Raw genomic sequence first — 22,394 nt, forward strand, 5'->3', positions numbered from 1 at the left:
CCCAATGTTCGACAAGCCCGGCGTCAAGGGCGACATCGTCCGCATCATTCTGTTCGGCCTCGGCCTCGCGTCGATCTCGAGCATCGTGTATCTCGCCGGGCCGTTCGTCGCCTTCGGCGGCTGGCGGCCGCTCGAGAATGCGATCGTGCGCGACATCGTCATCGTGCTGATCGTCGCCATTGCGGCGTCGGTCGCGGGCTTCTCCCTCTGGCGGCGGCGCAAGAACGCCAAATCCTTGGCCGATGGCGTCGCCGACGCCGAGGCGGAGGACGATTCGATCGTGCTCGGCGAGCGCATGAGGGACGCGCTCGCGACTTTGAAGAAATCGGCCAAGGGCGGCTCCACCTATCTCTATGATCTGCCCTGGTATGTCATCATCGGCCCGCCCGGCGCCGGCAAGACGACGGCGCTCGTCAATTCGGGCCTGCGTTTTCCGCTCGCCGGCGGCGCGACGCCCGAGGCGATCGCCGGCGCCGGCGGCACGCGCTATTGCGATTGGTGGTTCGCCGAGGACGCCGTCTTCATCGACACCGCCGGCCGCTACACGACGCAGGATTCCGACGCCGCGCTCGACAAGCGCAGCTGGTTCTCCTTTCTCGATCTGATGAAAAAGCATCGCCCGCGCCAGCCCATCAATGGCGTGCTGGTGGCGATCAGCGTTCAAGACCTCCTGCTCTGCTCGCGCGAGGAGCGCGCCGCCCATGCGCGGGCCATTCGCGCGCGCCTTTTGGAGCTGCATGAGCGGCTGAAGGTGGATTTCCCCGTCTACGCCGTCTTCACCAAGGCCGATCTCGTCGCCGGCTTCACCGAATTCTTCGCCAATCTCGACAATGACAAGCTGCGCAGCGTCTTCGGCGCGACCTTCCAGACCGCGGACAAGAAGCAAAATCTCGTCGCCGAGGTTCCGCGCGAGTTCGACGCGCTGATCGAGCGCCTGAACCAGAACATGCTCGACCGCCTGCAAGAGGAGCCCAATCCCGCCAATCGTGTGGCGCTCTACGGCTTCCCCGCGCAAATGGCGGCGCTGAAGCGCCCGGTGCACGACTTCCTCAACGCCATATTCGAGCCGACGCGCTATCATTCCAACGCCAATCTGCGCGGCTTCTATTTCACCTCCGGCACGCAGGAGGGCACGCCGATCGACCAGCTCATCAATGCGCTGGTGAAAAATTTCGGCGCGCGCGACGTCGGCGGGCTCGGTTTTCGCGGCCTCGGCAAGAGCTTCTTCCTCTATGATCTCGTCGAGAAGGTCATCATCGGCGAGGCCGCCTGGGTGTCGACCGATCCGCGCGCGGTGCGGCGCGCCTTCTTCCTGAAGACCGCGGCTTTCGCCCTCATCGCGCTCCTCGGCGTCGGCGCTTCTTTCGCGATGTGGAAGAGCTACGCCGCCAACGCCGAATTGACGGCGACGGCCGAGGGGCTGGCGCGCGAATATGCCGCCGACGCCGCTTTTCCGCTGACGCGGCAGATGGTCGTCGAGGATCGCGACTATGGCAAGATTCTCGGCCTGTTGCAGAAGCTGCGCGACGCGCCGACCGGCTACGCTCATCGGGGCGATCCCGAATCCTTCTTCGAAGGATTGGGGTTCGGCCAGCGCGCGCGGCTCGTCGAGGCGTCGGCGGCCTCCTATCGTCTGGCGCTCGAGCGGCTTTTGCGGCCGCGCCTCTTGTTCCGCCTCGAGGAGCTGCTCGAGGAGCATCGCGACGATCCGGGCTTCATCTATGAGGCGCTGAAAGTCTATCTGATGCTCGGCCATGCGCGCACGCCCGTCGACCGCGAGGTGATTCTCGCCTTCGAGCGGCGCGACTGGCGCGACAATCTCTTCCGCGGTCCACTCGCCGACAACGCCAAGGCGCTGGAGCAGCATCTCGACGACATGCTCGAGCTCGACAATGGCGAATTGCTCGTCCATCCCAATCAGACGCTCATCGACGAGAGCCAGAAGACGCTCGCGCGCTTGAAGCTCTCCGAGCGCGCCTATGAGCTGTTGAAGTCGGAAGCGCGCACGCTCGACATCGCCGATTGGACGGCGCCCGGCGCCGGCGGGCTCCTCTTCGATCAATTGTTCGAGGAGACGAGCGGCAAGGATCTCGACACGATCCGCGTGCCGGGCTTCTACACATATGAGGGCTTCAGGCGCGCCTTTCTGCGCGGGCTTCCCGGCATTTCCGACCGCGTGCGCAAGGAGCGCTGGGTGCTGGGGCGCCCCGGCGAGGAGGAGACGCTCGGCGACGAATATCGCTCGCTCGGCAATGATCTGCTCGCGCTCTATGGGCGCGATTTCGACGCCGCCTGGCGCGGCGCGCTCGGCCGGCTGAAGATGAAGCGCCTCAACGCCGACAAGCCGCAATATCGCGCGCTCGGCGCCGCGACCGCCTCCAACTCGCCGTTGAAGGCGCTGTTCGAATCGGTGGTGGAGGAGACCGCGCTCACCAAGGAGCGCAAGCTGCGCAAGGAGACGCCCGCCAAGGAGGGCGCCGCCGCGCCGCAGATCGCGCTCTCCGATCTCTTTCCGGGCCGCGGCGATCGGCCGCCGGGCGAGGAGATCGAGAAGCGTTTCGCGCCCTTCCAGATTTGGATGGACGGCTCGGGGCCGCGCAAGCCGATCGACGAATTGCTCGCCGAGCTCAACGACATAAAGGACAATCTCGTCGTCGGCGCCACTTTGCCGGAGAATTCGCCGCAGGCGAATGCGGCGCTCGCCATGCAGCTGAAGAAATTCCGCGGCACGGCGGATCGCTTGCCCGAGCCCTTCCGCCCCATGCTCACCGGCGCGGCCTCCGATTTCGACCGCGCCGTGCTCGATTCGGAATTGCTGCGGCTGACCTCCGCCTTCCGCGAGCAGGTCGCGACCTCCTGCCAGCAGCTGACGCCGGGGCGCTATCCTTTCGTCAAAGGCGCGGCGAGCGAGATCGGCCTCGCCGAATTCGGCCGGCTGTTCGGGCCGAACGGCATACTCGACAGCTTCTTCAAGCAGTCGCTCGCCAAATATGTCGATACGGCCAAATCGCCCTGGGCCTTCCGGCCGGAATATCCGCTGACCGCGCGCCTCTCGGCGGCGAGCCTGCGCGAATTCCAGCGCGCCGCGCAGATTCGCGACGCCTTCTTCCCCATGGGCGGGAACATGCCGAACCTCGCGCTCACCGTCTATCCGCCGCCGCTGAGCGGGGCCGGCCGCAGCGCGAAATTCGAGGTGAACGGCCAGGAGGCGAGTTCCGTCGCCGGCACTTCGGTGACGCCGCGGGCGATCCAATGGCCGGGCGCGGGCGGCGGCCGCGCGGCGGTGAGCCTCTCGACCGACGCGCCTCAGGCGCAGGCCTCGCTCGACGGCGGCGCCGGCGCGGCGCAGCCGGCCATCGTGCTGGAGCGTTTCGGCGGCTGGGCGCTGTTCCGCCTGCTGGACGCCGCCGGCCGCTCCTATTCCGGCGATCGGCTGAACGCCACTTTCTCGCTCGGCAGGCAGACGCTGATCTTCGGCTTCCAGGCCGGCTCGACATTGAAGCCGCTCACCCTGCCGGCGCTCACCGAATTCCACTGCCCGACGCAATTGTGAGGGACGCGGGATGCGGCGCGGATTATTCGGCAAGCTGCAGGCGAAGCGGGATTTCGTGTCCCAGGGCGCGCCGCGCGGTTTTCTTTCGGCCTTCGAGCCCTGGATCCAGGGCGGCGTCGCCTCGAGCCGGGCGCAGCTCGGCGCGGATTGGCGGGCCGCCTATCTCACCGCGCCGATCTGGCGCTTCTGGCTCGGCCCGCAGCTTAGCGGCGGCGCGACGGCGATCGGCGCCTTCATGCCTTCGGTGGACGGCGTCGGCCGCTATTTTCCGCTCAGCGTCGCAATGTTCGCCGAGGAGGGCGAGAACCTGCCGCCGCCGGAGGCCGATCCGCAGGACGGCTGGTTCGCCGCGGTCGAGGATTTCCTGCTCTCGACCTTGGAGCCGGCCGTGGCCTTCGAATCGGTGCTGGAATCGCTGGAGGCGCTGCCCGCGCCGGCGTTGGACTTGGCGGAGGCGCGCCTCGTGACGCCGGGCGCGGCCGCGGCGCGCGTCGGCGCAGCGGGTTTCGCCGAAGCCTGCCGCCTCGCGCGCGAGGCGCTCGCCCGCGCCCGCGCGGTCGCCGATCAGAGCTTCTGGTGGACGCAGGGCGGCGACGGCTTCGCGCCTGTCGCGCTCGCTTCGACCGGCCTGCCCGATCCCACGATCTTTTCCGCCATGATCACCGGCCGCTTCGCGCCCGAAGCGCCCGGCGGCGAGGCTCGAGCGCCATGACCGACGTCCGCGCGATGCGCGCCTTCGCGCTCTCCGACAAGGGCCGGGTGCGCGCGGAGAATGAGGATAATTTCCTGTCCAAGCCGCAGACGGGCCTTTTCGCCGTGGCGGACGGCATGGGCGGCCATGCGGCGGGCGCCACGGCGAGCGCGGTCGTCGTCGACAGTCTGAGCCGCGTCGCCGCGCAGGATTCGGCGGCCGAGCTGCGCCGGCAATGCGAGGAGGCGTTGCAGGGCGCGCATCGCGACATCAAGCGGCAGGCGGCGCTGCGCGGAGTCGCGACGATGGGCTCGACTGTCGTCACGCTGCTGACCTTCGACCGCTTTTATGCCTGCCTGTGGGCCGGCGACAGCCGCGCCTATCTGCTGCGGGGAGGCGACATCGTGCAGATCACCATAGATCACACGGAGGCGGAGCAGCTCTACGCCGATGGCGTGCTCACCGCCGAGGAGGCGCGCAACTGGCCGCGCCGCAATGTCATCACCCGCGCGGTCGGCGCCGGCGAGACGCTCGCGCTCGATTTCATCAATGGCGAGCTGTTCGAAGGCGACATGTTCGTCCTCTGCTCGGACGGGCTGACCGGCCATTTGACGGCGGCGGAGATCGCCGGCCTCGCCGCCGGCCGGGCGCCGGAGGAGGCCTGCCGCGCGCTCGTCGATCTGGCGCTCGCGCGCGGCGGGACCGACAATGTCACCGCGCTCGTCGCCGCCTATCGGAGCGAGCAGGACGCGACCCGCTTGCGTCCGGGGCGCGAGGAGTCCAGAGAGACGACGCGGCCGCGTTGAAGAAATCCGCGCGAGCGGTCTATCATTCGTCCTGAGCGCGAGAGCCGGTTTTTCAGAGCGATAAAATGTCCTACCCGCCGGATGTCCCCTCGATCCACGGCGCCCTGCCGCCCGGCACGCGGCTCAACGCCAATTATGAGATCGACGCCTTTCTGAAGGCGGGCGGCATGGGCGACGTCTATCGCGGCCATGAGATCGAGACCGGCGACACCGTCGCCATAAAGCTGATCCGCGACCAGCTCGCCGGCGACGAGGCCATGCTGGCCATGTTCCGCAACGAGGCGCTGGCGCTGCGCCGCATCCATCACGAAGCCATCGTCCGTTATTTCGGCTTCACCTTGGAGCCGCAATTGCGCCGGCACTATCTCGCCATGGAGTTCGTCGAGGGCCAGCCGCTCTCCGACATTCTCGAGCGCGGGCCGCTGCCGGCGCCGCAGGTTCTGGCGCTGATGCGCCGCATCGCCGCCGGCCTGCAGGCCGCGCATGAGCAGAATGTCGTCCATCGCGACGTCTCGCCGGACAATATCATTGTCCCCGAGGCCGGCATCGCCCGCTCGCGCATCATCGATTTCGGCATAGCGCGTTCGCTCCGGGTCGGCGACAGCACCGTGATCGGCTCGGGATTCGCCGGCAAATACAAATATGTCTCGCCGGAGCAGCTCGGCCTCTTCGGCGGCGACGTGCGCGCGGCCTCCGACATCTACAGTCTCGGCCTGGTGCTCGCGGCCTGCCTCATCGGCAAGCCGCTGCCCATGGACGGCACGCAGGTCGAGGTCATCGAGCGCCGCCGCAGCCTTCCCGATCTCGCGCAGATCGATCCGATGATGCGGCCGATCATCTCGGCAATGCTGCAACCGGACCCGGCCGCGCGGCCGCGCAGCATGGCCGAGCTCGCCGCCTGGACGCCGGACGCGGACGAACGCGGCTCCACTGTCTTCGCGCCGCGTGGGCCGCGCCCGCCGTCTTCGACGTCCGTCCCCGTTCCGCCGCCGATTCCGGTTCCGATCGCAACCGCTCCGCCGCCGCCGAAGCCCGCCGAGACGGCGAAAGAGGAAAAGCCCCGCCGTCTCGGAATTCTCGTCGGCTCTCTCCTCGGCGTCGTCGCGCTGGCCGCCGCAGCCTATGGCGGCTGGCTCTATGTTCATCGCGATGCGCCGGTCGCCGCCACGCAGGCGGAAACTCCTCCGACGTCCGACCTCTCCGCCTCCAACGCCGAACCGCCGCCGCCAGTCGTCGAGCCGCCGCAACAGCCGGCCGAGACGCGGCCCGATCCTTTCGTGCGCTTGCGCGAATACGCCCGCGATTTCGATGGCGGCGATTGTTTTCTCGCCGTCGTCGGCGAGATTTCCGCCGGCGAGGTGCAGATCGACGGCTATGGCCGCGGCCGCGAGCCCTTCGACGCGCTCGACAAATCCTTCAAGGACGCGATGGGCGTTCCGGCGGCGATCGGCGTTCGCAAGGTGACGGCGCCGCAGTGTCCGGCGCTGGGTTTCGCCAAGCGATTCTTGGCGGTGCGCGAGCCGCTGCGCTTCGACGTGGCGCGCACGCAATTGCAGCGCAGCGGCGACCGGCTCGAGGGCGCGATCGAGACGCGCGCCGAACATGTGCGTTTTCTCATAGTCGACGACGACGGACTGGTGAATGATCTGAGCAGTCGGCTCGGACAGGAGCCCGGGCGCCGCGACTTCGCGATGGAGCTGCGCGCCACGAGGCCCGGTCCGGTGCTGCTGGTGGCGATCGCCGGCGCGACTCCCGTCTCGATCGCCGGCGCCGCCCGCGCGGCGACGGCGAAAGAGGTTTTCGCGAGGCTCGCCGATGAGCTCGCCACGACGTCGCCGCCGCCGGCGGTGGCGCTGAAATATGTGTTGCTGGTTTCGGGACGTTAGAGCTCGCGCGCGAGCCTCGCGCCGCCGGGAAAGCCGAAGAATGACCCGAGATGCTTTCACCTCGGACTTTGCAATTCGCATTTTCCGGCGCTGCGCCGGGCGGAGGTTCCTCATGGCGCGATCGATGACAGGGGTGCGCCTGTCGCTCGTCGCGGCGCTGGCCCTGCTGGCGCTGGCTTTGTTTCCTGGGCGCCCGGCCCTCGCCGAGGAGGAGCTCCTCCGCAGCTTCCGCCAGGGCGGCGACGTCGCCTCGGTCGGGGTGGTGGAGGCCGGCGCGGACACCGAGATCGAAGGCCCGCAGGCGATCTATTCGGGCGGCGAGGGCGAAATCTATCTGCTCGATCAGGTCAATGGCCGCGTGCTGCGCTTCGATCCGCGCAAGCCGGCCGAGGCCACGCGCTCGCTCGAACTGCCGAGCGATCTGCGCCCGACCGATATCGTGGTCGCCCGCGACACCATCTATGTGTGGGACGAGGGCCCGCGCGCGCTGCAGGCGACAGGCCCCGAGGATGCGCAAACGCGCAGCCTCGCGGTGACGCGCTCGGTGGCGGCGCCCGATGAGGCGACGCTCTCCGCCTTCGCGCAGACCGGCTCGCAGGAGATCGACGACGAGGCGACGCGCAGTCTCGGCGCGGCCAAGCCCATGCGCGCGCGCCAGACCATAGCCTCGCATGGGCGCGGACAGGTTGTCGCCGATGTGAGCCCGCTCGACAAGAAAGGCGTCTCGATCTCTCTGCAGATCAAGGATGGCGCGGCGCTCGCCAAGCTGAAAATGCAGGTGCGCAGCCGCATCGGCTCGGTGGAGGTGCTGGACGTCGACCACCGCGGCCGCACTTTCGTGCTCGGCGAGAATATTCCGACCGACGCCACCGACCAGCCCTCGACCTTCGTCGCCCGCTACGCCGCCAATGGCGCGCTCGAGGGCGTCTATGAGCTGCCGCTCGACAGCCGAGTCGCGCTGTCGCGCCGTTTCGTCACCGTCTCGCCGGAAGGCGACGTCTATTTCCTGCGCACGCGCAAGGGAGCGGTCGATCTGCTCGGCGTCGGCTTCCGGCCGATGAAGAATGGGCAGGTGATCGACCTCGCGCCGCCCGCTCCCTCCTATTCGCTGACCGATTTCGGCAAGCGCAAGGGCGCCGCGGCGGCCGTGCGCCCGCTCGACCGCACGCAGGTCATTCAGACGGCGCTGCAATTCGCCAATGTGCGCTGGCGCGTCAACGCCGGCGCCTATGGGGCCGACCCGGATCGCGCCTGCAGCGGCTTCGCCCGCATCCGCCGGCCGGGCTATCTGCACGGCAAGCTGGGCCAAGAGGTCGTCGGCATTCCCTATTGCTGGGGCTGCCATGGCGCGCTGCCGCGCATAGCGGCGGCGATCGGCGCCGGCCGTCTCGCCGGCAATGTCTGCACCCGCAACGATCCGCGGCCGGATGTCGCCGGCGTCGACTGCTCGGCCTTCGTCAGCGCCTGCTGGGGCCTCTCGACGCATTTCACGACGATGGCCATTCCGGCGATCTCGCGCGAATTGAGCAATCCTTGGGACCTCCTGCCGGGGGACGCGCTGAACAAGCCGGGCTCGCATGTGATGCTCTTCATGCGCTTCACCCCCGACCGCCGCGCCGAGGTGATCGAATCCTCGACCGGCGGCTGCAACGGCAAGGTGTGCCGCAACATCTATCCGCTCGGCTCGCTGCTCGCGCGCGGCTATCGCCCGGTGCGCTTCCGCGGCCTCGCCAATGATCTGAGCGCGCCGACGCCGGTCGCCGCCGTCACCACGGCGACGCCGATGGGCAGGACGAAACCCGAGCAGACCCGGCCCGAGGCCCTCGATCACAATGGCGCGGAAAGGCCGGCCAAAGGCGCCGCCAAGACGCGGACGCGGTGAGAGCGGCATGATTTTGCGCCTGCGAGCCGGATCGGAGACGCTGATCCTCGGTCCGCGCGCGGCCTTTGCGGCCGTCGCCGGCCGGGACCGCGGCGCGCTGCTCAGCGAATATGAGGTGCGCCGCCGGCTGCGCATCGCCCTCGCCGATCCAGAGACCGCCGACGCGCTGCGCCGCGCCTTCGCGCGCTGGCGGGAGGAGGGCGCGCGCATCCGCGAGGCGGACGATCGCGCGCTGATCGACCGCGTCGCGCGAATGAGCCGCAACGGATCGCTCGCGGCCTTCGTCGTCGCGGATCGCTCCAAAGGGCTCGCAAGCTCCGCAGCCGCCGCGCCGCCGGCGCGCCCGGTCTCCGCCGCCGGTCCGCCCGACAGCGCGAGGCTCGCCGGCGTCGGCCTGAAAGAGCGCATCGCGATGACGCTGGGACTCGTCCCGAACCATCTGAGCGGGGCGACGAAGCAGGAATTCGCCAAGCTCGTCGAGCCGCAGGCGCTCGAGACCACCGTCGAGGTGCTGGCCATCTGGGCGGTCTCCCATGCTTTCGGCGCGGGAGAGGCGATCGACGCCGTGCTGCTCGCCGCCGGGCTCTATTTCGGCGGCGCGCAGCTCTGGGGAGGACTCCATGCGCTGTTCCATGCGCTGGAGCTCGTCGCGACGGCGCAGAGCGTGAAGCAGCTCGATGAAGCGGCGGCGATTTTCGCCGATGGCGTGGCCAAGCTCGGGATCGCCGTCCTGATCGCCGCGCTCACTCGCGGCGTCGCGAAAAAGGCGGCGCGCTGGACCGAGAAAAAGCCCGGCCTGCGCAACACGCCGCAGGAGAAGGTGCCGAAGGCGGAGAGATATGAGCCTCGCCCCTCTCCGAAAGCACGTTCCGCGTCGCCGGCGGAAGAAGGCGCCGCAGGCGCGAAAGGCGCTTCCGAAAAGCCGCGCCCCGCCCCGCGCGACGAGGCGGGAGGGGTCCCACGAAGGCCGCGGGATCCACGATTGAGGGAAGATCTCGGGCCCGAATGGTTCAAGGAGGACGGCTCGCTGAGATGGCCGGACGGAAAGGAGCCCGGCGCCCTCCCGAATGGCTTTCGAGAAGAGCCCTATCGCGATGTTCTCCCCCCGGGCGCGACGCTCGACCGCTATGGCGGCGAAGGCGGCAACTTTCTCTCGCCGCTCGGCTCTCCCTATTCGGAGCGGGCTTTGCCTTACGATCCCGCCAAAATGCCTTATCATCGGTACACGGTGGCGAAGCCGCTGCCGGTCACGGCCGGCAGAGCGGCTCCCTGGTTCGGCGAACCCGGCGGCGCGGTTCAATATATGACCGACATGTCGATCGAGGACCTGATCGCGGAAGGCTATCTCGTCGGAGGAACGCGATGACGCTGGACGAAGCATTGATGCTTTTCAAATCCAAGAAGGCGCCGGTATATCTCTATACGATCGGCGGCCTGGGCGACGGCGATTGCTGGGGCATAGAGCACGGCGAGGATGGCTCCTGGACCGTCTATTTCAGCGAGCGCGGCGCCCGGCGGAACCCGCGCCTATTCGCCACGGAAGCCGACGCCGTCGCCTATTTCGTTTCCAAGGTCGACGGCTTGATGCGAGAATATACGGGACACGGCATGAATTGACGCGGATGTGCGATTACGCACATCCGCGCCCCGCCGGCGAGGCTAGTGTCGATTGTAAGGGCGAAGGCGGAATGCTAGCCTTCGCGGAAATCTGTGGATTTCATCCCAACGGCGTTCGACGAATATGACGAAGCATTGGAAATCACTCTTCCTTGCCTTCGCGAGCCTCGCTCTCGCGGCCGTCCTCGCGTCGCCCGCCTTCGCCGAGCGGCGCGTCGCCCTCGTGCTCGGCAACGCCGAATACGACCATATCGCCAGGCTCAAAAATCCGGTCAATGACGCCAAGGACGTCGCCGAGACGCTGGCGAAGGACCTCGGCTTCGAGGTCATCTCGCTCGTCAACGCCCGCAAGGACCAGCTCGACGGCGCGCTCGCCGATTTCTCGCGCAAGGCCGCCGGCGCGGATGTCGCTCTGTTCTATTACGCCGGCCATGGCGTGCAGAACGAGGGCAAGAATTATCTGCTGCCGACTGACATCGCCGTGAAGGATGTCGCCGACGTCGAGTTCAAGGCGCTGGACATGGACCGCGTGCGCCTCGCGCTCTCCAAATCCAGCGGCGTCAATATTCTCATTCTCGACGCCTGCCGCAACAATCCTTTCGACAGTCTCGTCACCGCCTCGCGCTCCGTGGATGGCGGAATGCTGCCGCGCGGCCTCGAGCGGATGAGCGTCGCGGTGAACAAGGGCGCCAAGGGGATTCTCGTCGCCTATGCGGCCGCGCCGCACGAGGTGGCGCTGGACGGCGCCGGCCGCAACAGCCCCTTCGCCGAGGCGCTGCTCAAGAATCTGAAGGCGCCGGAGGTCGAGATCCGCCGCCTGTTCAACCTCGTCAGCGACGATGTCGCGCGCACGACGAAGGGCAAGCAGTCGCCGGAAATCTCCAGCCGCATCTATGGCGACTTCTACTTCCTGAGCCCCGACGAAATGGCCGAGCGGGCGTGGCAGAGAGCGTCCAAATCGCAGGACCCCGCCGATTTCCGCGCCGTTCTCGCCTCCTATCCGAACTCGCCCCGCGCCCGCGACGCGCAGCTGCGTCTCGATCTCTTCGAGAGCGTGCAGCGCTGCAACGCCGAGCAGAAGGAGCTCGACGCGATCGGTCCGAACGATCTTCCCCGCCTGCGCGCCGCGGCCGGACGCTTCGCCTGCGACGCCGCCCGCAAGGGCGCCGAAGCGCTGGTCGCCAAGGCCGAGGAGAAGGAGCGTCGCGAGCTGGCGAGCTGCGAGGCCGACAATAAGGCTCTCGCCGCGGTGGGAGCCGAGGATCTCGCCGGCCTTCGCGCCGCCGCCGCGAAAATGACCTGCGCGGATGCGCGCCGCCGCGCCGGCGAGCAGCTCGCCCTTCTGGAGCAGAAGGAGCAGCGGGATCGCGACATCTGCAACGCCGATCTCGCGGCGCTGCGCTCCGTCGGCCGGGACGATCTTCCGGGCCTGCGCGCCGTCGCCGGGCGGCTCGCCTGCCGCGCGGCGATCGAGGAGGCGAGGCCCCTCGTCGCGGCGCTGGAGGCCAAGGAGCGGCGCGACCGCGAGACCTGCGACAGCGAGCGCAAGGCCTTCGCCGCCGTCGATCCGAGCGACCTTCCCGGAATGCGCGCCGCCGTCGGCCGCATGACCTGCGCCGCCGCTCTCGAGGGCGCGCGTTTCGTGCTCGCCCGGCTGGAGGAGAAAGAGAAGCGCGAGCGCGACATTTGCGACGCCGATCGCAAGGCGCTGACCGGCGCGGGCGCGAGCGACGTCGCCGCGCTCAAATCCGCCGCCGCCAGAATGCGCTGCGAAGCGGCGCGCAATGACGCCAATCTCCTGATCGCCGAGCTCGAGAGCAAGGCGCTGCGCGTCGAGGGCCAGAGCTGCGAGGCCGAGCGCAAGACCGTCGCCGGCATGGGTTCGGACCTTTTGCGGCTGCGCGCCGCGGCGCTCGGCCTGAAATGCGACGCCGCGCGCGAGGATGCGAAGATTCGCGTCGCCCGGCTCGAGGAGCAGGAGACGCTGGCGCGCCAGACCTGCGACGCGGAGCGCCGGTCGCTGCAGGCCAAATCCGACGATCTCGTCGCTCTGCGCGCCGCCGTGCTGGCCACGACCTGCGACGACCTGCGCAAGGACGCCAAGGAGCTGGTGGCCGCGCTCGAGAAGAAGCAGCGGCTCGCCAAGGAGAGCTGCGACGCCGATCGCAAGGCGCTGGAGGCCAAATCCGGCGATCTCGCCGGCCTGCGCGCCGCCGCCGACGGCATGAGCTGCGAATCGGCGCGCGCCGACGCTCGCAGGAAGATCGCCGAGCTCGAGGGCGCCTGCGCCGCCGATCGCAAGAGCGTCGCCGATGTCGATGCGACGAGCTTCGACGCGCAGTCTCGCCTCGGCGCGCTGCGCGGCCGTAAATTCTCCTGCGCCGACGCGCGCGGCGATCTCGACAGAGCGCTCGCCTCCGTCGAGACCCGGGTGCGCGAGGCGCAGATGCAATTGAAAAAGCTCGGCTGCTATGCGTCCTTGGCCAATGGCAGGCTCGACGAGCCGACCAAATCCGCCGTCGCCGCCTATGCGAGCAAGAAGGGTCAGGCCGCGCCGACCCGGCTGACCGATGAGCTCGTCGCCGAGCTTCAGGGTCAGAGCGAGGCCGTCTGCCCGCAGCAATCCGCGCCGATCGCCGCCAAGCCGGCGGAAACGCCCGTCAAGGACGCCAGCCGGGAAGAGATCGCTCCCGCGGCCAAGCCCGCCAAGCACAACGCCCGCCGCAACGAGGACGAGGAGCCGGCGCGGCCGGCGCGGGCCGGCAAGCGCCATCAGCTCGCCGAGCCTGTCGCTCCCCGTCGCCTGCGCGAGCGGGCCCCTGTCGAGCGTCCGGCGCAAGTCGCCCGCCCGGCGGCCCCGGCGCCGGTCGCGGCGTCGGCCCCCGCGGCTGCGAAGCCCCTCTCATGGTCGCATAATCCAGGCTTCTGATATCCGAGCGCGATGGCGTCGCTCCAAGCAAGCGACATTCGCCCCGGCATCATATGTGGACGGCCCCTGAAGGCAGGCGTTTTTGCTCTGAGCGCATGGTCGGCTGCGGCCCTCGAGTCTTTCCGTGCTTCATTGAAACACGGAAAGACTCGAAGCTTTTGTTTTGACGCGTTTCCGACGCCGAACCGGCGTCCACTTCGGCTGGAAACGCTCTATTGTCCGGCCTGTTCGCGCGGCGCATGGCCGCCGGCCCGCATGGCGTCCGATGGCTGTCATCGCGGCGAGAGCTCGACGCTCATGACAGTCGCGCATCGAAGGTCTTCGTCGATCGCGCAATGAAAATGCCGTTTGCGCGAGCAGCTCGTCCTCGGCGCCGCCTCGCCGTGGCGCGTCGCGGCCGGGCGCAAGGGTTTCAGGCGGTCCTATCGCTTCTTCTTGGCCCCGGCCTCGGCCGTGTTCTTGAAGCCTTTCGCCAGCATCGTGCCGAGCGCGAGCGCGCGCGCCTCCGTCACGCGCAGCGCGCAATAGCCGAAATCCGCTTCCTGGACATAGGAGCGGCAGATTTCCTCGCGGCGCGCCGAGAAGCCCGCCTGCTCGCGGACGAGCTCCTTGCGCTGCGCCTTGTCGGATTTGATTCCGTCGTAGAGCGCCTTGAAGTCGTTGCGCACCGTCTGCTCGATGCGGGCGCGCATCGTCAGCATTTCCTCCGCGCGCTTGGGATCGAAATCGTCGCCTCCCATCCCCCAGAGCCCATTGGGATCGGCGCGGCAATCGGCTTGCTTCAGCTCGCAGGCGCGGCCGTCGGAGCTGACGAGGATCGCGCCGTCGAGCGCGTCGAAGCCGAAGGGGCAGGCGGGAAACTCGACCTGATAGCGATGAAGCCCGCTCTCCGACTCCCGCGGCGTGAGCTGCAAGGGCTCGGAGACCTCGATGCGACAGGTCTCGCCCGAGCGCGTCAGCCGATCGCCGACGAGCGAGAGCCGCGCCACCTCGAGCGCGCCGCCGCGCCGCTGCAATTCGATGGAGCCGCGGGCCTCGCCGTCCTGATGAAGGATGCGCCCGAGGATCGAATCCTCGCTCGGCAATTTGGGGGCGACGGGCGCGACGGCTTTCGGCTTGGCCCTGAACGTATCCGCAGGCGCGGCGACGGATCCCGCCGGCGCAGGCGCGATCGCGCCTGGCAACGCCATTTGCGCCACGGCCCCGCTCGCAGCGGCCAGCGCCAAAAAAAGCGCCAAGCCGGACCGAATCGTGCGCTGGAGAAGGTCGGACATGAACGACAACAAAGACTGAAAGACGCGGCCTCGGCAAGTGCGGGATCGAGGCCCCGTCCGGCTGGCGCGTCAACGCGGCGCCAGCACCATGATCATCTGGCGGCCTTCCATGGAGGGCTCGAGCTCCACCTTGGCCACATTGGCCGTCTCCGCCTTGACGCGTGTCATCAGGCGGTAGCCGATGTCCTGATGGGCGATCTCGCGGCCGCGGAAGCGCAATGTGACCTTGACCTTGTCGCCCTCTTCGAAGAAGCGCTGCACGGCCTTCATCTTGACGTCATAGTCGTGCTCGTCGATGCCGGGGCGGAGCTTGATCTCCTTGACCTCGACGATTTTCTGCTTCTTGCGGGCCTCGGCGGCCTTCTTCTGTTCGAGAAATCGAAATTTTCCGTAATCGAGGATTTTGCAGACCGGGGGCTCGGAGTTGGGCGCGATCTCGACGAGGTCGAGCGCAGCCGTTTCCGCCAGCGAGAGGGCCTCGAGCAGCGGAACCACGCCATGGTTCTTGCCTTCCGAGTCGATCAGTTGCACCTCGCGCGCGCGAATCTCCCGGTTGATGCGCGGACCCTCCTTCTGCGGGGCCGCAGTGCTCTTCATTGGACGGCGAATGGATGTTCTCCCTTCAGAATGGAAATCTATCGTCTGCCGATCTATGCCGATTCGCAAGCGAAAGCGGCGCAAGCCGCCGCTTCCCCCGGGGCGCCCCGGCGGATGGCCGACGTCGGAAGAATCTCACTCTCTTCGACGAAGTCAACCGTCGATATCGAACTATTCTCGGCGAGCGCGCCGAAATTCTCGCTCAGCCACAGTCGGCGAAGGCCGGGCAGGAGGCTCCGCAGCCGCCGCCGGCGCCCATGGCGGCGCAAGACGCCTCCGTTTCGCCGCCGCTCGCCGGTTTGGCGATGAGCGAGAGCTGGCGCGTCAATTCCACGCTCCCGCAGGCAGGACAGGCGGGAATGTCGTCGGAGCGCACCAAAGTCTCGAATTCTCTGTCGCAGGAATTGCAGCTATAGGCGTAGAGCGGCATCGAAATCCTCGTCGGCCGAGAACAGGTTTTCGGCGTTTTACACGTTTTCAGCGTTCTACATGCGCCCGAGGCCGCGTCATTGCAAGGCGCGGCGGCGACTCATGTCCCGCCGCGGGCGAGGCACAGCGCATAGGCGCGGATATCCGTGGGCCAGTCGGCCATTTGCGATTCGAAACGCGCATCGTCGCCGGAAAAGAGCGCGCGCAACGCTTCCTCATAGCCGGGAAGATTTCCCGCCATGGCGGACAGAAAGCGATAGGCGGCCTCCCTCGCCATGCGCAGACGGCCCTCCGCCCCGCCGTCGCGGCGCGCCATTCCCAATGGCGCGGCAGCATGGTGACTTCCCGCGAGACGACGCCGAGCTTGGGCCGGCCGCGTCCGCGCGCGCCATCCTCGGCGGCGTCTTGCTCCTGCGCCTGGTGGCGCGCTCCGCGCGGCGTCCTTAAACGCCAGAGCGACCTCGACCAATGGACCGCAGGCCAGCATTCGGCCCTCGGCGAAGGCGGCGCAGGGCCGCGACAAACGGGAGAGAGTTTCCTGTTCCATGCGAAAATTTATACCAAGGATAGTCAATAATACCCGTAGGCAAGCAATCGGCGTCCGTGGCGGGCGCGATCCTCCCTATTTCTCTCTTGGCCGCGCTGTTCGGCCCGCATTCGGAGACGCGCCCGCATGATCCGCCGATTCATTCTTTGCACGTTTCTCTGCCTCGCGCCGCTCCTCGCCGGCGCGGAGCCCGCCGCCGACGCCCACGCCCGCCGGGTCGAGGCGGATTTGCGCCGCATTCGAATGCCGGAGGGATTTTCCATCTCCCTTTATGCACTGGTCCCACATGCGCGCACGCTCGCCGTCGGCCGGCGCGGCGAGGCGATTTTCGTCGGCACGGATGTGCGCCGCATTCATGTGCTGACGCCGGGCGGCGAGCGCGCCGCTTCGGTCGAGACTTTCACGCCGGACGCGCCATTCGTCATTCCGCACGGTCTCTGTTTCGACAAGGACGGCGCTCTGTTCGTCGTCGAGCAGAACCGCATCTCGAGCTTCGCCGAGGCGGAGAGGGACTGGCGCCGTCTCGCCTGGAAGGATGCGCGCATTCTCGCGCCGCAGGGCGGGCTCGTTCCCGCCGCTGAGCAGAGCGCCTATCACACGACGCGCGTCTGCCGCGTCGGGCCGGACGACAAGCTCTATGTCGCGCTCGGCCAGCCCTATAATGTCACGCCGCGCGACAAGCTCGCGCTCTACGACCGCATCGGCATGGGCGGAATCATCCGGATGAATCGCGACGGCTCGGCCCGCGAGGTCTTCGCGCGCGGCATTCGCAATTCCGTGGGCATGGATTTCGATCCCGCGGACGGCGTCCTCTGGTTCACCGATAATCAGGTCGATCGCATGGGCGACGACCGGCCGCCCGGCGAATTGAATCGCGCGCCGCGGCCGGGCCTCCATTTCGGCTTTCCCTGGTATGGCGGCGGCCAAGTGCGCACTTACGAATATTCGCGCGAGGAGCCGCCGGCGGACGTCGTCTTTCCGGAGGTGGAGGAGGCGCCGCACGCCGCCGATCTCGGCATGAGCTTCTATCGAGGCTCGGCCTTCCCGCCCTATTATCGCGGAGGCATCTTCTCGGCCCAGCACGGCTCCTGGGACCGCGCCACGCCGATCGGCGCGCGGGTGATGTTCACCCGCGTCGGCCCAGAGGGAAAAAGCAGCGTCAGCGAACCCTTCGCCGAAGGCTGGAACACCGGCGATCCGCAATATCTCGGCCGCCCCGTGGATGTGGCGGAACTGCCGGACGGCTCGCTCCTGGTGACGGATGACGCGAATGGGGCGGTGTATCGAATCGCCTATACAGCGCCGTGACAGGTCTCTTCCGATCGCATCCCGCCTCGACCGTCATTGTGGGCGCAGCGAAGCGATGCAACGCCTGAGGCGGCTCTGGATTGCTTCGACGCCGCGTTCTTCGCGACATCATAATCAGGCAGCCGGAGCTCCGCTCAACGCCTTTCCGTCATGCCCCGTCACCCGCACATCGAACATCACCCCCGCCTCCGCGCCGGGCGTGCGCAGCGGCGTGAAATCTTCGGCGCGGGCCATGCCGCCCTTTTCCGTCAGCACGCGCAATGTCTTGCCGATCTGCGCGTCGAGATGGCGGACGAGCGCCGCCTCTCCGGCTTCGCGCAGACGCGCGGCGCGCTCCTTCACCAGAGCGCCATTCACCTGCGGCATCAGCGCCGCCGGCGTGCCGGGGCGCGCAGAGAAGGGGAAGACATGCAGATGCGTCAGCCCGCATTCTTCGACGAGATCGAGCGTGCGGGAAAACATCTCCTGCGTCTCGGTCGGAAAGCCGACGATGAAATCGGCGCCGAAGACGATGTCCGGCCGCGCCGCGCGCAAGTCCGCGCAAAACCGAATGGCGTCGCCGCGCGCGTGGCGGCGCTTCATGCGCTTCAGCATCAGATCGTCGCCCGATTGCAGCGAGAGATGCAGATGCGGCATGACGCGCGGCTCCGCGCTCATGCAGTCCAGAAGCTCGGCGTCCGCCTCTATGCAGTCGATGGAGGAGAGGCGCAGCCGCTCGAGCTGCGGCAGTTCCCGCAGCAACGCGCGCAAGAGGCCGCCGAGCGAAACGCCCTCGGCGGCGTAGCTGGTCAGATCGACGCCCGTTAGCACGATCTCGCGCTTGCCGCTTTCGACGAGCCGCCGCGCCTCGGCGAGAACATCCGCCGGCGCGGTGGAGCGCGACGGCCCGCGGCCGAAAGGAATGACGCAGAAAGTGCAGCGATGGTCGCAGCCGTTCTGCACGGCGAGAAAGGCGCGCGTCTGGCCTTCGCTGGCGCTCTCGGCGCGCGGCTCGCCCGGCTCGACGAGCACGCGGGCGACGCCGTCCATGCCGGAAAAGCTCTGCGGATCGATGCGCGCCGCGCAGCCGGCGACGACGATCTCGGCCGCCGGGCGCTCGCGGCGGATGCGCCGGATCGTCTGGCGCGCCTGGCGCGTCGCCTCCGCCGTCACGGCGCAAGTGTTGACGACGACGCGCTCGCCCTTCGCGCCGGCGCGCGCTTCGCGCAGCAGCCGCTCGGAATCGACGAGATTGAGACGGCAGCCGAAAGTGACGATGTCGACCGCGGCGCTCACGCGTCCTGCTCGGCAAAGAAGCGCGCGTCGAGCGTCGTTTCGAGCTCGAGCTCCACATCGCCGGTCATCAGCACATGATCGTCCGACCCCCAGGCGATCATGAGATCGCCGCCCGGCAGGCGAATGCGGGCCTCTCGCGCCGTGAGGCCGGCGCGGGCCGCCGCCACCAGGGTCGCGCAGGCGGCCGAGCCGCAGGCGCGCGTCTCGCCCGTGCCGCGCTCCCAGACGCGCAGCAAAATCTCGTCCGCCGCGACGACCTCGGCGAAGGAGATATTGGCGCGCTCGGGGAAGAGCTGGTGATGCTCGAGCTGCGGCCCCAGCGTGGCGAGGTCGAGGGACAGCGGGTCCTCGACGAAGAAGACCGCATGGGGATTGCCCATGTTCACCGCCGAAAAGGCGGCCGGCGCCCCCTGGACTTCCGGCGAAAGCGTCACATTTCTCGTATCGGGCGCCGCTTCGGCGAGCGGGATCTCCCGCCAGCCGAGACGCGGGGCGCCCATATCGACGGAAAAGCGCGTCTCGCCCGCGCGCCATGTGCGGACGGGGCCGGCGTCGGTCTCGAGCGTCAGCGCGTCGCCCTCGCCCGCGCGGCCGAGCACATAGGCGACGCAGCGCGTGCCATTGCCGCAGGCGGAAGAGAGCGAGCCATCGGTGTTGTAGATGCGCATGAAAGCGTCGGCGCCCGCCTGGCGCGGCTCGTGCAGGACCATCAGCTGGTCGAAGCGCAGCCCTGGCGCCCTCGCTATGGCGCGCGCCTCCGCCGGCGCGACCTCGAGGCCGGCGCCGCGCAAGTCGAGAACGAGTATTTCATTGCCGATCCCGTTCATGCGAAAGATCGGGCGTCCGGCGAGCGCGCTGGTCATCATGCCGTTCATTTCCTGTTACAGGCGTATATAGAGAATCGAATCGCGCCGCTATGGCCGGCGGCGCGCTTTCAAAGGGACGAGACCATGAGCAATTTGGACGGTGAGAGCTTCTCGCAGAAATTGAAGCGCGCCTGGCCCGCTATGGCGGGTTTCGCGCTCCTCGCCGTCGTCGCCGGCGCCATTTTCAGCACGCTCTCCGGGCCGCCGCCTGCGCAAAATCCGGCCGCCCCGCCGCCCCGCGCCGAGGCTCCGGCGGCGGCGCCCTCCGCGCCCGCCACTCCCGCGCCCGCCACTCCCGCGCCCGCGACGCCGGACAGTCCGGTCGCGCCCAAGCCGACGCTCGATCTCAACGAGGCGCCGCCCGCCGACGCGCAGGCGGAAGCCCAGGCCGAAGCCATCGCCGGCCAGGCGATCGACATCATCGCCCGCCCGGTCGCCAGATTGCGGGGGCAGGGCGCATGGACGGACGGGCTGAAGACGCTTTCGGACGCCATCGCCAATCTGCGCGCCGCCGCCTCCAATGCCGGCCTCACAGCGGACGGACGTCCGCTCGTCGCCTTCACCGAGACCGACGACAATGGCTTTCATTTCGAGGCCATGCTGCCGCTCGTCAAGGCGCCGGATGGCAAGACGAAGCTCGAGCATGGCGTCGAGATCGGCGCCTCGCCCGCCGGCAAGGCGCTGAAATTCCAGCACCGCGGCCCCTATGAGGAGATCGACTCGACCTATGAGGCGATCACCGCCTTTCTGGACGAGAAGGGCCTCGACACGAAAAACCTGTTCGTCGAGGAATATCTCACCGATCTGAAGTCGAGCGACGACGACGCGCTGCAGGTGGATATCTACGTCTTCTTGAAATGAGGGCTGTGCGCCGCTTCGCTCGCGCCCGCGCCTGCCGAGCCGTCGCCGCAGCGGCGGCCGAAAAGCGCCGGCCAAACTGTCGGCCAAGGCGCGGAAATAGCGTATGAGCTCCGCCGCCGTCCGATCTCGCTGGCGTCCGCCCCCCGAGGCGGGATATGATCGCATACATACTGCCCGCGGGCAGGGCTGGACACCCAAGTCAATGAACGGCGACGAGCTTTCCGTCGGCTTCGAAATCTTCGAAATCATCTGGATCGATCTGCTTCTCTCGGGCGACAATGCGATCCTCATCGCGCTCGCCTGCCACAAGCTCCCGAAACAGCAACGACGATGGGGCATAATTCTCGGCGCGGCCGGCGGCGTGCTGCTGCGCATCGCCTTCGCCTTCGTCGTCATTCAGCTCATGTCCGTTCCCGCGCTCAAGGCGTTCGGCGGGGTCCTGCTGCTCGGCGTCGCGACCAAGCTGCTGATCGACGAGACGGAGCATCACGTCGAGGCGAAAGAGGATTTGTGGGGCGCGGTAACGGCCATCGTCATGGCCGATGCGGTGATGTCGCTCGACAATGTCATCGCCATCGCCGGCGCCGCGCGCGGCTCCATGCCGCTCATCATTTTCGGCCTCGGCGTCTCGGTGCCGATCGTCGTCTTCGGCGCCGGACTGCTGATGCAGGCGCTGTCGCGCTTTCCCATCCTCGTCTGGGCCGGCGCCGGCCTGCTCGGCTGGATTTCAGGCGAGCTCATCGCCGGCGATCTGGTCTGGGAAAAATTCGGCTGGACCGCGCCGGCGCATTTCGAGCTCGCGGCCTCGATCGCCGGCGCCGCTCTGGTGATCGTCGCCGGCTTCGTCGCGCTGAAGCTCGAAGAGCGCGCCGAGGCGCGCCGCAAGGCCCAGGGCGAAGGCTGACCTTCGATGGCGCTCACGCTGCTGAAATGGACGCTGCTCATCGTCGGCGGCGCCTATATCAGCGCGGCGGCGGGCCTCGGCCTGTTCCAGCGGCGCCTGCAATATCTGCCGGATACGCGGCATGTCGCGCCGCATGAGGCGGGCCTCGCGGGTGTCGACGAGTTGAAGCTTTCGACCTCCGACGGCGAGACGATCGTCGCCTGGCACGCGCCGCCGCGCGCCGGGCGGCCGGTTCTTCTCTATTTCCACGGCAATGCCGGCGGGCTCGTCGACCGTGTCCCGCGCTTCCGCTTTTTCATCGGCGAGGGCTATGGCTTCCTCGCCGTCGCCTATCGCGGCTATGCCGGCTCCAGCGGAACGCCGACGCAAGAAGGCCTCATGCGCGACGCCGAGGCCGCCTATGCCGCCGCCTGCGCGCGCGGCTATTCGGCGGGACGCATCGTGCTCGTCGGGGAATCATTGGGCTCCGGCGTCGCGACGCAGCTCGCCGCGCGACGCGAGGCGGCGGCGCTGGTGCTCGATTCGCCCTTCTCCTCGGCCGCCGACGTCGCCGAGATGCGTTACGGCCTGCTGCCGGTGCGCTGGCTGATGCTGGATCAGTTCCGCTCCGACGCCGCCATTCGCGACGTGCGCATGCCGGTGCTCATCGTCCATGGCGACAAGGACGGCGTGACGCCGATCGCCCTCGGCCGCTGGCTCTTCGAGCTCGCCAATGAGCCGAAGACATTCGTCCTCGTGCCCGGCGGGCAGCATCTGGTCCTCGGATTGCCGGATGTGTTTCCGCGCGTCGCCCGCTGGGTCGACGCCGCGCTCTCCGCGCCGCGCCGCATGGAGGCGAGCGATTGATGTGGAACGAGACTTGAAAGTTTCGCTCGCGTCGAAAAACCCGCCCCCTCATCCTGATGGGTGGACGGCCCCCGACGGCATCATTGTGCCAAGCTGGCCGGTGATGATTCGAACCAGGCTGGG

17 protein-coding genes and 1 pseudogene are annotated in these 22,394 nt (G+C 68.2%); 12 read left to right on the plus strand and 6 right to left on the minus strand.

All coding sequences use genetic code 11. The annotated features are described in order from the left end of the window. Positions 1-4: 4 nt before the first annotated feature. The 8 genes from tssM to Mspo_RS15505 all read left to right on the plus strand — a co-directional run bounded on the left by tssM (position 5) and on the right by Mspo_RS15505 (position 13,364). Complete coding sequence (gene tssM, locus Mspo_RS15470; RefSeq protein ID WP_159731276.1) at positions 5-3,553, plus strand: type VI secretion system membrane subunit TssM; 3,549 nt, start codon at positions 5-7, stop codon at positions 3,551-3,553. A 10-nt stretch (positions 3,554-3,563) separates the two neighbouring features. Then, positions 3,564-4,265 (plus strand): type VI secretion system-associated protein TagF, encoded by a 702-nt coding sequence (gene tagF / locus Mspo_RS15475; RefSeq protein WP_159731278.1) that lies wholly within the window; start codon positions 3,564-3,566, stop codon positions 4,263-4,265. Then, positions 4,262-5,050, plus strand: coding sequence for a PP2C family serine/threonine-protein phosphatase (locus Mspo_RS15480; protein ID WP_159731280.1), 789 nt, complete (start codon positions 4,262-4,264; stop codon positions 5,048-5,050). The genes tagF and Mspo_RS15480 overlap by 4 nt, the downstream gene beginning before the upstream one ends. Positions 5,051-5,115: 65 nt before the next feature. After that, a complete protein-coding gene (locus Mspo_RS15485) occupies positions 5,116-6,936 on the plus strand; it encodes a serine/threonine-protein kinase (RefSeq protein ID WP_159731282.1) in 1,821 nt (606 codons plus the stop codon). 112 nt (positions 6,937-7,048) lie between these two features. Then, positions 7,049-8,818, plus strand: coding sequence for a hypothetical protein (locus Mspo_RS15490; protein ID WP_244613477.1), 1,770 nt, complete (start codon positions 7,049-7,051; stop codon positions 8,816-8,818). A gap of 7 nt (positions 8,819-8,825) precedes the next feature. Next, on the plus strand, positions 8,826-10,184 hold the full coding sequence (locus Mspo_RS15495) for a TNT domain-containing protein (protein WP_159731284.1): 1,359 nt from the start codon (positions 8,826-8,828) through the stop codon (positions 10,182-10,184). After that, positions 10,181-10,435 carry a hypothetical protein gene (locus Mspo_RS15500; protein WP_159731286.1) on the plus strand — a complete coding sequence of 85 codons (255 nt, stop codon included), beginning with the start codon at positions 10,181-10,183 and terminating at the stop codon, positions 10,433-10,435. The genes Mspo_RS15495 and Mspo_RS15500 overlap by 4 nt, the downstream gene beginning before the upstream one ends. A 124-nt stretch (positions 10,436-10,559) precedes the next feature. Next, positions 10,560-13,364 carry a caspase family protein gene (locus tag Mspo_RS15505; RefSeq protein WP_159731288.1) on the plus strand — a complete coding sequence of 935 codons (2,805 nt, stop codon included), beginning with the start codon at positions 10,560-10,562 and terminating at the stop codon, positions 13,362-13,364. 422 nt (positions 13,365-13,786) lie between these two features. Here Mspo_RS15505 and Mspo_RS15510 read toward each other — a convergent pair whose 3' ends face one another. The 4 genes and pseudogenes from Mspo_RS15510 to Mspo_RS15525 form a co-directional block, all read right to left on the minus strand. Continuing rightward, the gene (locus Mspo_RS15510) at positions 13,787-14,602 is read right to left on the minus strand and encodes a hypothetical protein (RefSeq protein ID WP_244613478.1); all 816 of its coding nucleotides are present in this window, start codon (positions 14,600-14,602) and stop codon (positions 13,787-13,789) included. Positions 14,603-14,707: 105 nt separating this feature from the next. After that, positions 14,708-15,235, minus strand: a complete 528-nt coding sequence (gene infC, locus Mspo_RS15515; protein WP_159731292.1) for a translation initiation factor IF-3 — start codon at positions 15,233-15,235, stop codon at positions 14,708-14,710. A gap of 202 nt (positions 15,236-15,437) precedes the next feature. After that, positions 15,438-15,665, minus strand: a complete 228-nt coding sequence (locus Mspo_RS15520; RefSeq protein ID WP_159731294.1) for a zinc ribbon domain-containing protein — start codon at positions 15,663-15,665, stop codon at positions 15,438-15,440. Positions 15,666-15,764: 99 nt separating this feature from the next. Then, positions 15,765-16,054: pseudogene (locus Mspo_RS15525) on the minus strand (DUF2239 family protein); the annotation flags it as partial. Between the two features lie 283 nt (positions 16,055-16,337). On the opposite strand from Mspo_RS15525, the gene Mspo_RS15530 reads away from it, so the two are divergent. Beyond that, a complete protein-coding gene (locus tag Mspo_RS15530; RefSeq protein ID WP_159731296.1) occupies positions 16,338-17,519 on the plus strand; it encodes a sorbosone dehydrogenase family protein in 1,182 nt (393 codons plus the stop codon). A gap of 114 nt (positions 17,520-17,633) precedes the next feature. On the opposite strand, the gene Mspo_RS15535 is transcribed toward Mspo_RS15530, so the two are convergent. Beyond that, complete coding sequence (locus Mspo_RS15535) at positions 17,634-18,794, minus strand: MiaB/RimO family radical SAM methylthiotransferase (protein WP_159731298.1); 1,161 nt, start codon at positions 18,792-18,794, stop codon at positions 17,634-17,636. After that, entirely contained in the window at positions 18,791-19,669 is an 879-nt protein-coding gene (dapF, locus tag Mspo_RS15540; RefSeq protein ID WP_159731300.1) for a diaminopimelate epimerase, read from the minus strand. Before dapF ends, Mspo_RS15535 begins: the two co-directional genes overlap by 4 nt. Positions 19,670-19,744: 75 nt before the next feature. Here dapF and Mspo_RS15545 point away from each other — a divergent pair, with 75 nt between their 5' ends. From Mspo_RS15545 to Mspo_RS15555, 3 genes are all read left to right on the plus strand, one after another. Beyond that, positions 19,745-20,521, plus strand: a complete 777-nt coding sequence (locus Mspo_RS15545) for a GyrI-like domain-containing protein (RefSeq protein WP_159731302.1) — start codon at positions 19,745-19,747, stop codon at positions 20,519-20,521. A gap of 202 nt (positions 20,522-20,723) precedes the next feature. Next, positions 20,724-21,425, plus strand: a complete 702-nt coding sequence (locus Mspo_RS15550; RefSeq protein ID WP_159731304.1) for a TerC family protein — start codon at positions 20,724-20,726, stop codon at positions 21,423-21,425. 6 nt (positions 21,426-21,431) lie between these two features. Next, a complete protein-coding gene (locus tag Mspo_RS15555; protein ID WP_159731306.1) occupies positions 21,432-22,271 on the plus strand; it encodes an alpha/beta hydrolase in 840 nt (279 codons plus the stop codon). Positions 22,272-22,394: the final 123 nt, after the last annotated feature.

This window comes from Methylosinus sp. Ce-a6 (assembly GCF_009811655.1).
Taxonomy (GTDB): domain Bacteria; phylum Pseudomonadota; class Alphaproteobacteria; order Rhizobiales; family Beijerinckiaceae; genus Methylosinus.

Excerpts from the sequence above, each read along its gene's own strand:
- Mspo_RS15505 (WP_159731288.1), top strand. The coding sequence starts at position 10,560 with ATGACGAAGCATTGGAAATCACTCTTCCTTGCCTTCGCGAGCCTCGCT.
- Mspo_RS15490 (WP_244613477.1), top strand. The coding sequence starts at position 7,049 with ATGGCGCGATCGATGACAGGGGTGCGCCTGTCGCTCGTCGCGGCGCTG.
- tssM (WP_159731276.1), top strand. The coding sequence starts at position 5 with ATGTTCGACAAGCCCGGCGTCAAGGGCGACATCGTCCGCATCATTCTG.
- infC (WP_159731292.1), bottom strand. The coding sequence starts at position 15,235 with ATGAAGAGCACTGCGGCCCCGCAGAAGGAGGGTCCGCGCATCAACCGG.
- Mspo_RS15520 (WP_159731294.1), bottom strand. The coding sequence starts at position 15,665 with ATGCCGCTCTACGCCTATAGCTGCAATTCCTGCGACAGAGAATTCGAG.
- dapF (WP_159731300.1), bottom strand. The coding sequence starts at position 19,669 with ATGAACGGCATGATGACCAGCGCGCTCGCCGGACGCCCGATCTTTCGC.
- Mspo_RS15480 (WP_159731280.1), top strand. The coding sequence starts at position 4,262 with ATGACCGACGTCCGCGCGATGCGCGCCTTCGCGCTCTCCGACAAGGGC.
- Mspo_RS15530 (WP_159731296.1), top strand. The coding sequence starts at position 16,338 with ATGATCCGCCGATTCATTCTTTGCACGTTTCTCTGCCTCGCGCCGCTC.
- Mspo_RS15545 (WP_159731302.1), top strand. The coding sequence starts at position 19,745 with ATGAGCAATTTGGACGGTGAGAGCTTCTCGCAGAAATTGAAGCGCGCC.
- Mspo_RS15550 (WP_159731304.1), top strand. The coding sequence starts at position 20,724 with ATGAACGGCGACGAGCTTTCCGTCGGCTTCGAAATCTTCGAAATCATC.
- Mspo_RS15500 (WP_159731286.1), top strand. The coding sequence starts at position 10,181 with ATGACGCTGGACGAAGCATTGATGCTTTTCAAATCCAAGAAGGCGCCG.
- Mspo_RS15495 (WP_159731284.1), top strand. The coding sequence starts at position 8,826 with ATGATTTTGCGCCTGCGAGCCGGATCGGAGACGCTGATCCTCGGTCCG.
- tagF (WP_159731278.1), top strand. The coding sequence starts at position 3,564 with ATGCGGCGCGGATTATTCGGCAAGCTGCAGGCGAAGCGGGATTTCGTG.
- Mspo_RS15485 (WP_159731282.1), top strand. The coding sequence starts at position 5,116 with ATGTCCTACCCGCCGGATGTCCCCTCGATCCACGGCGCCCTGCCGCCC.
- Mspo_RS15555 (WP_159731306.1), top strand. The coding sequence starts at position 21,432 with ATGGCGCTCACGCTGCTGAAATGGACGCTGCTCATCGTCGGCGGCGCC.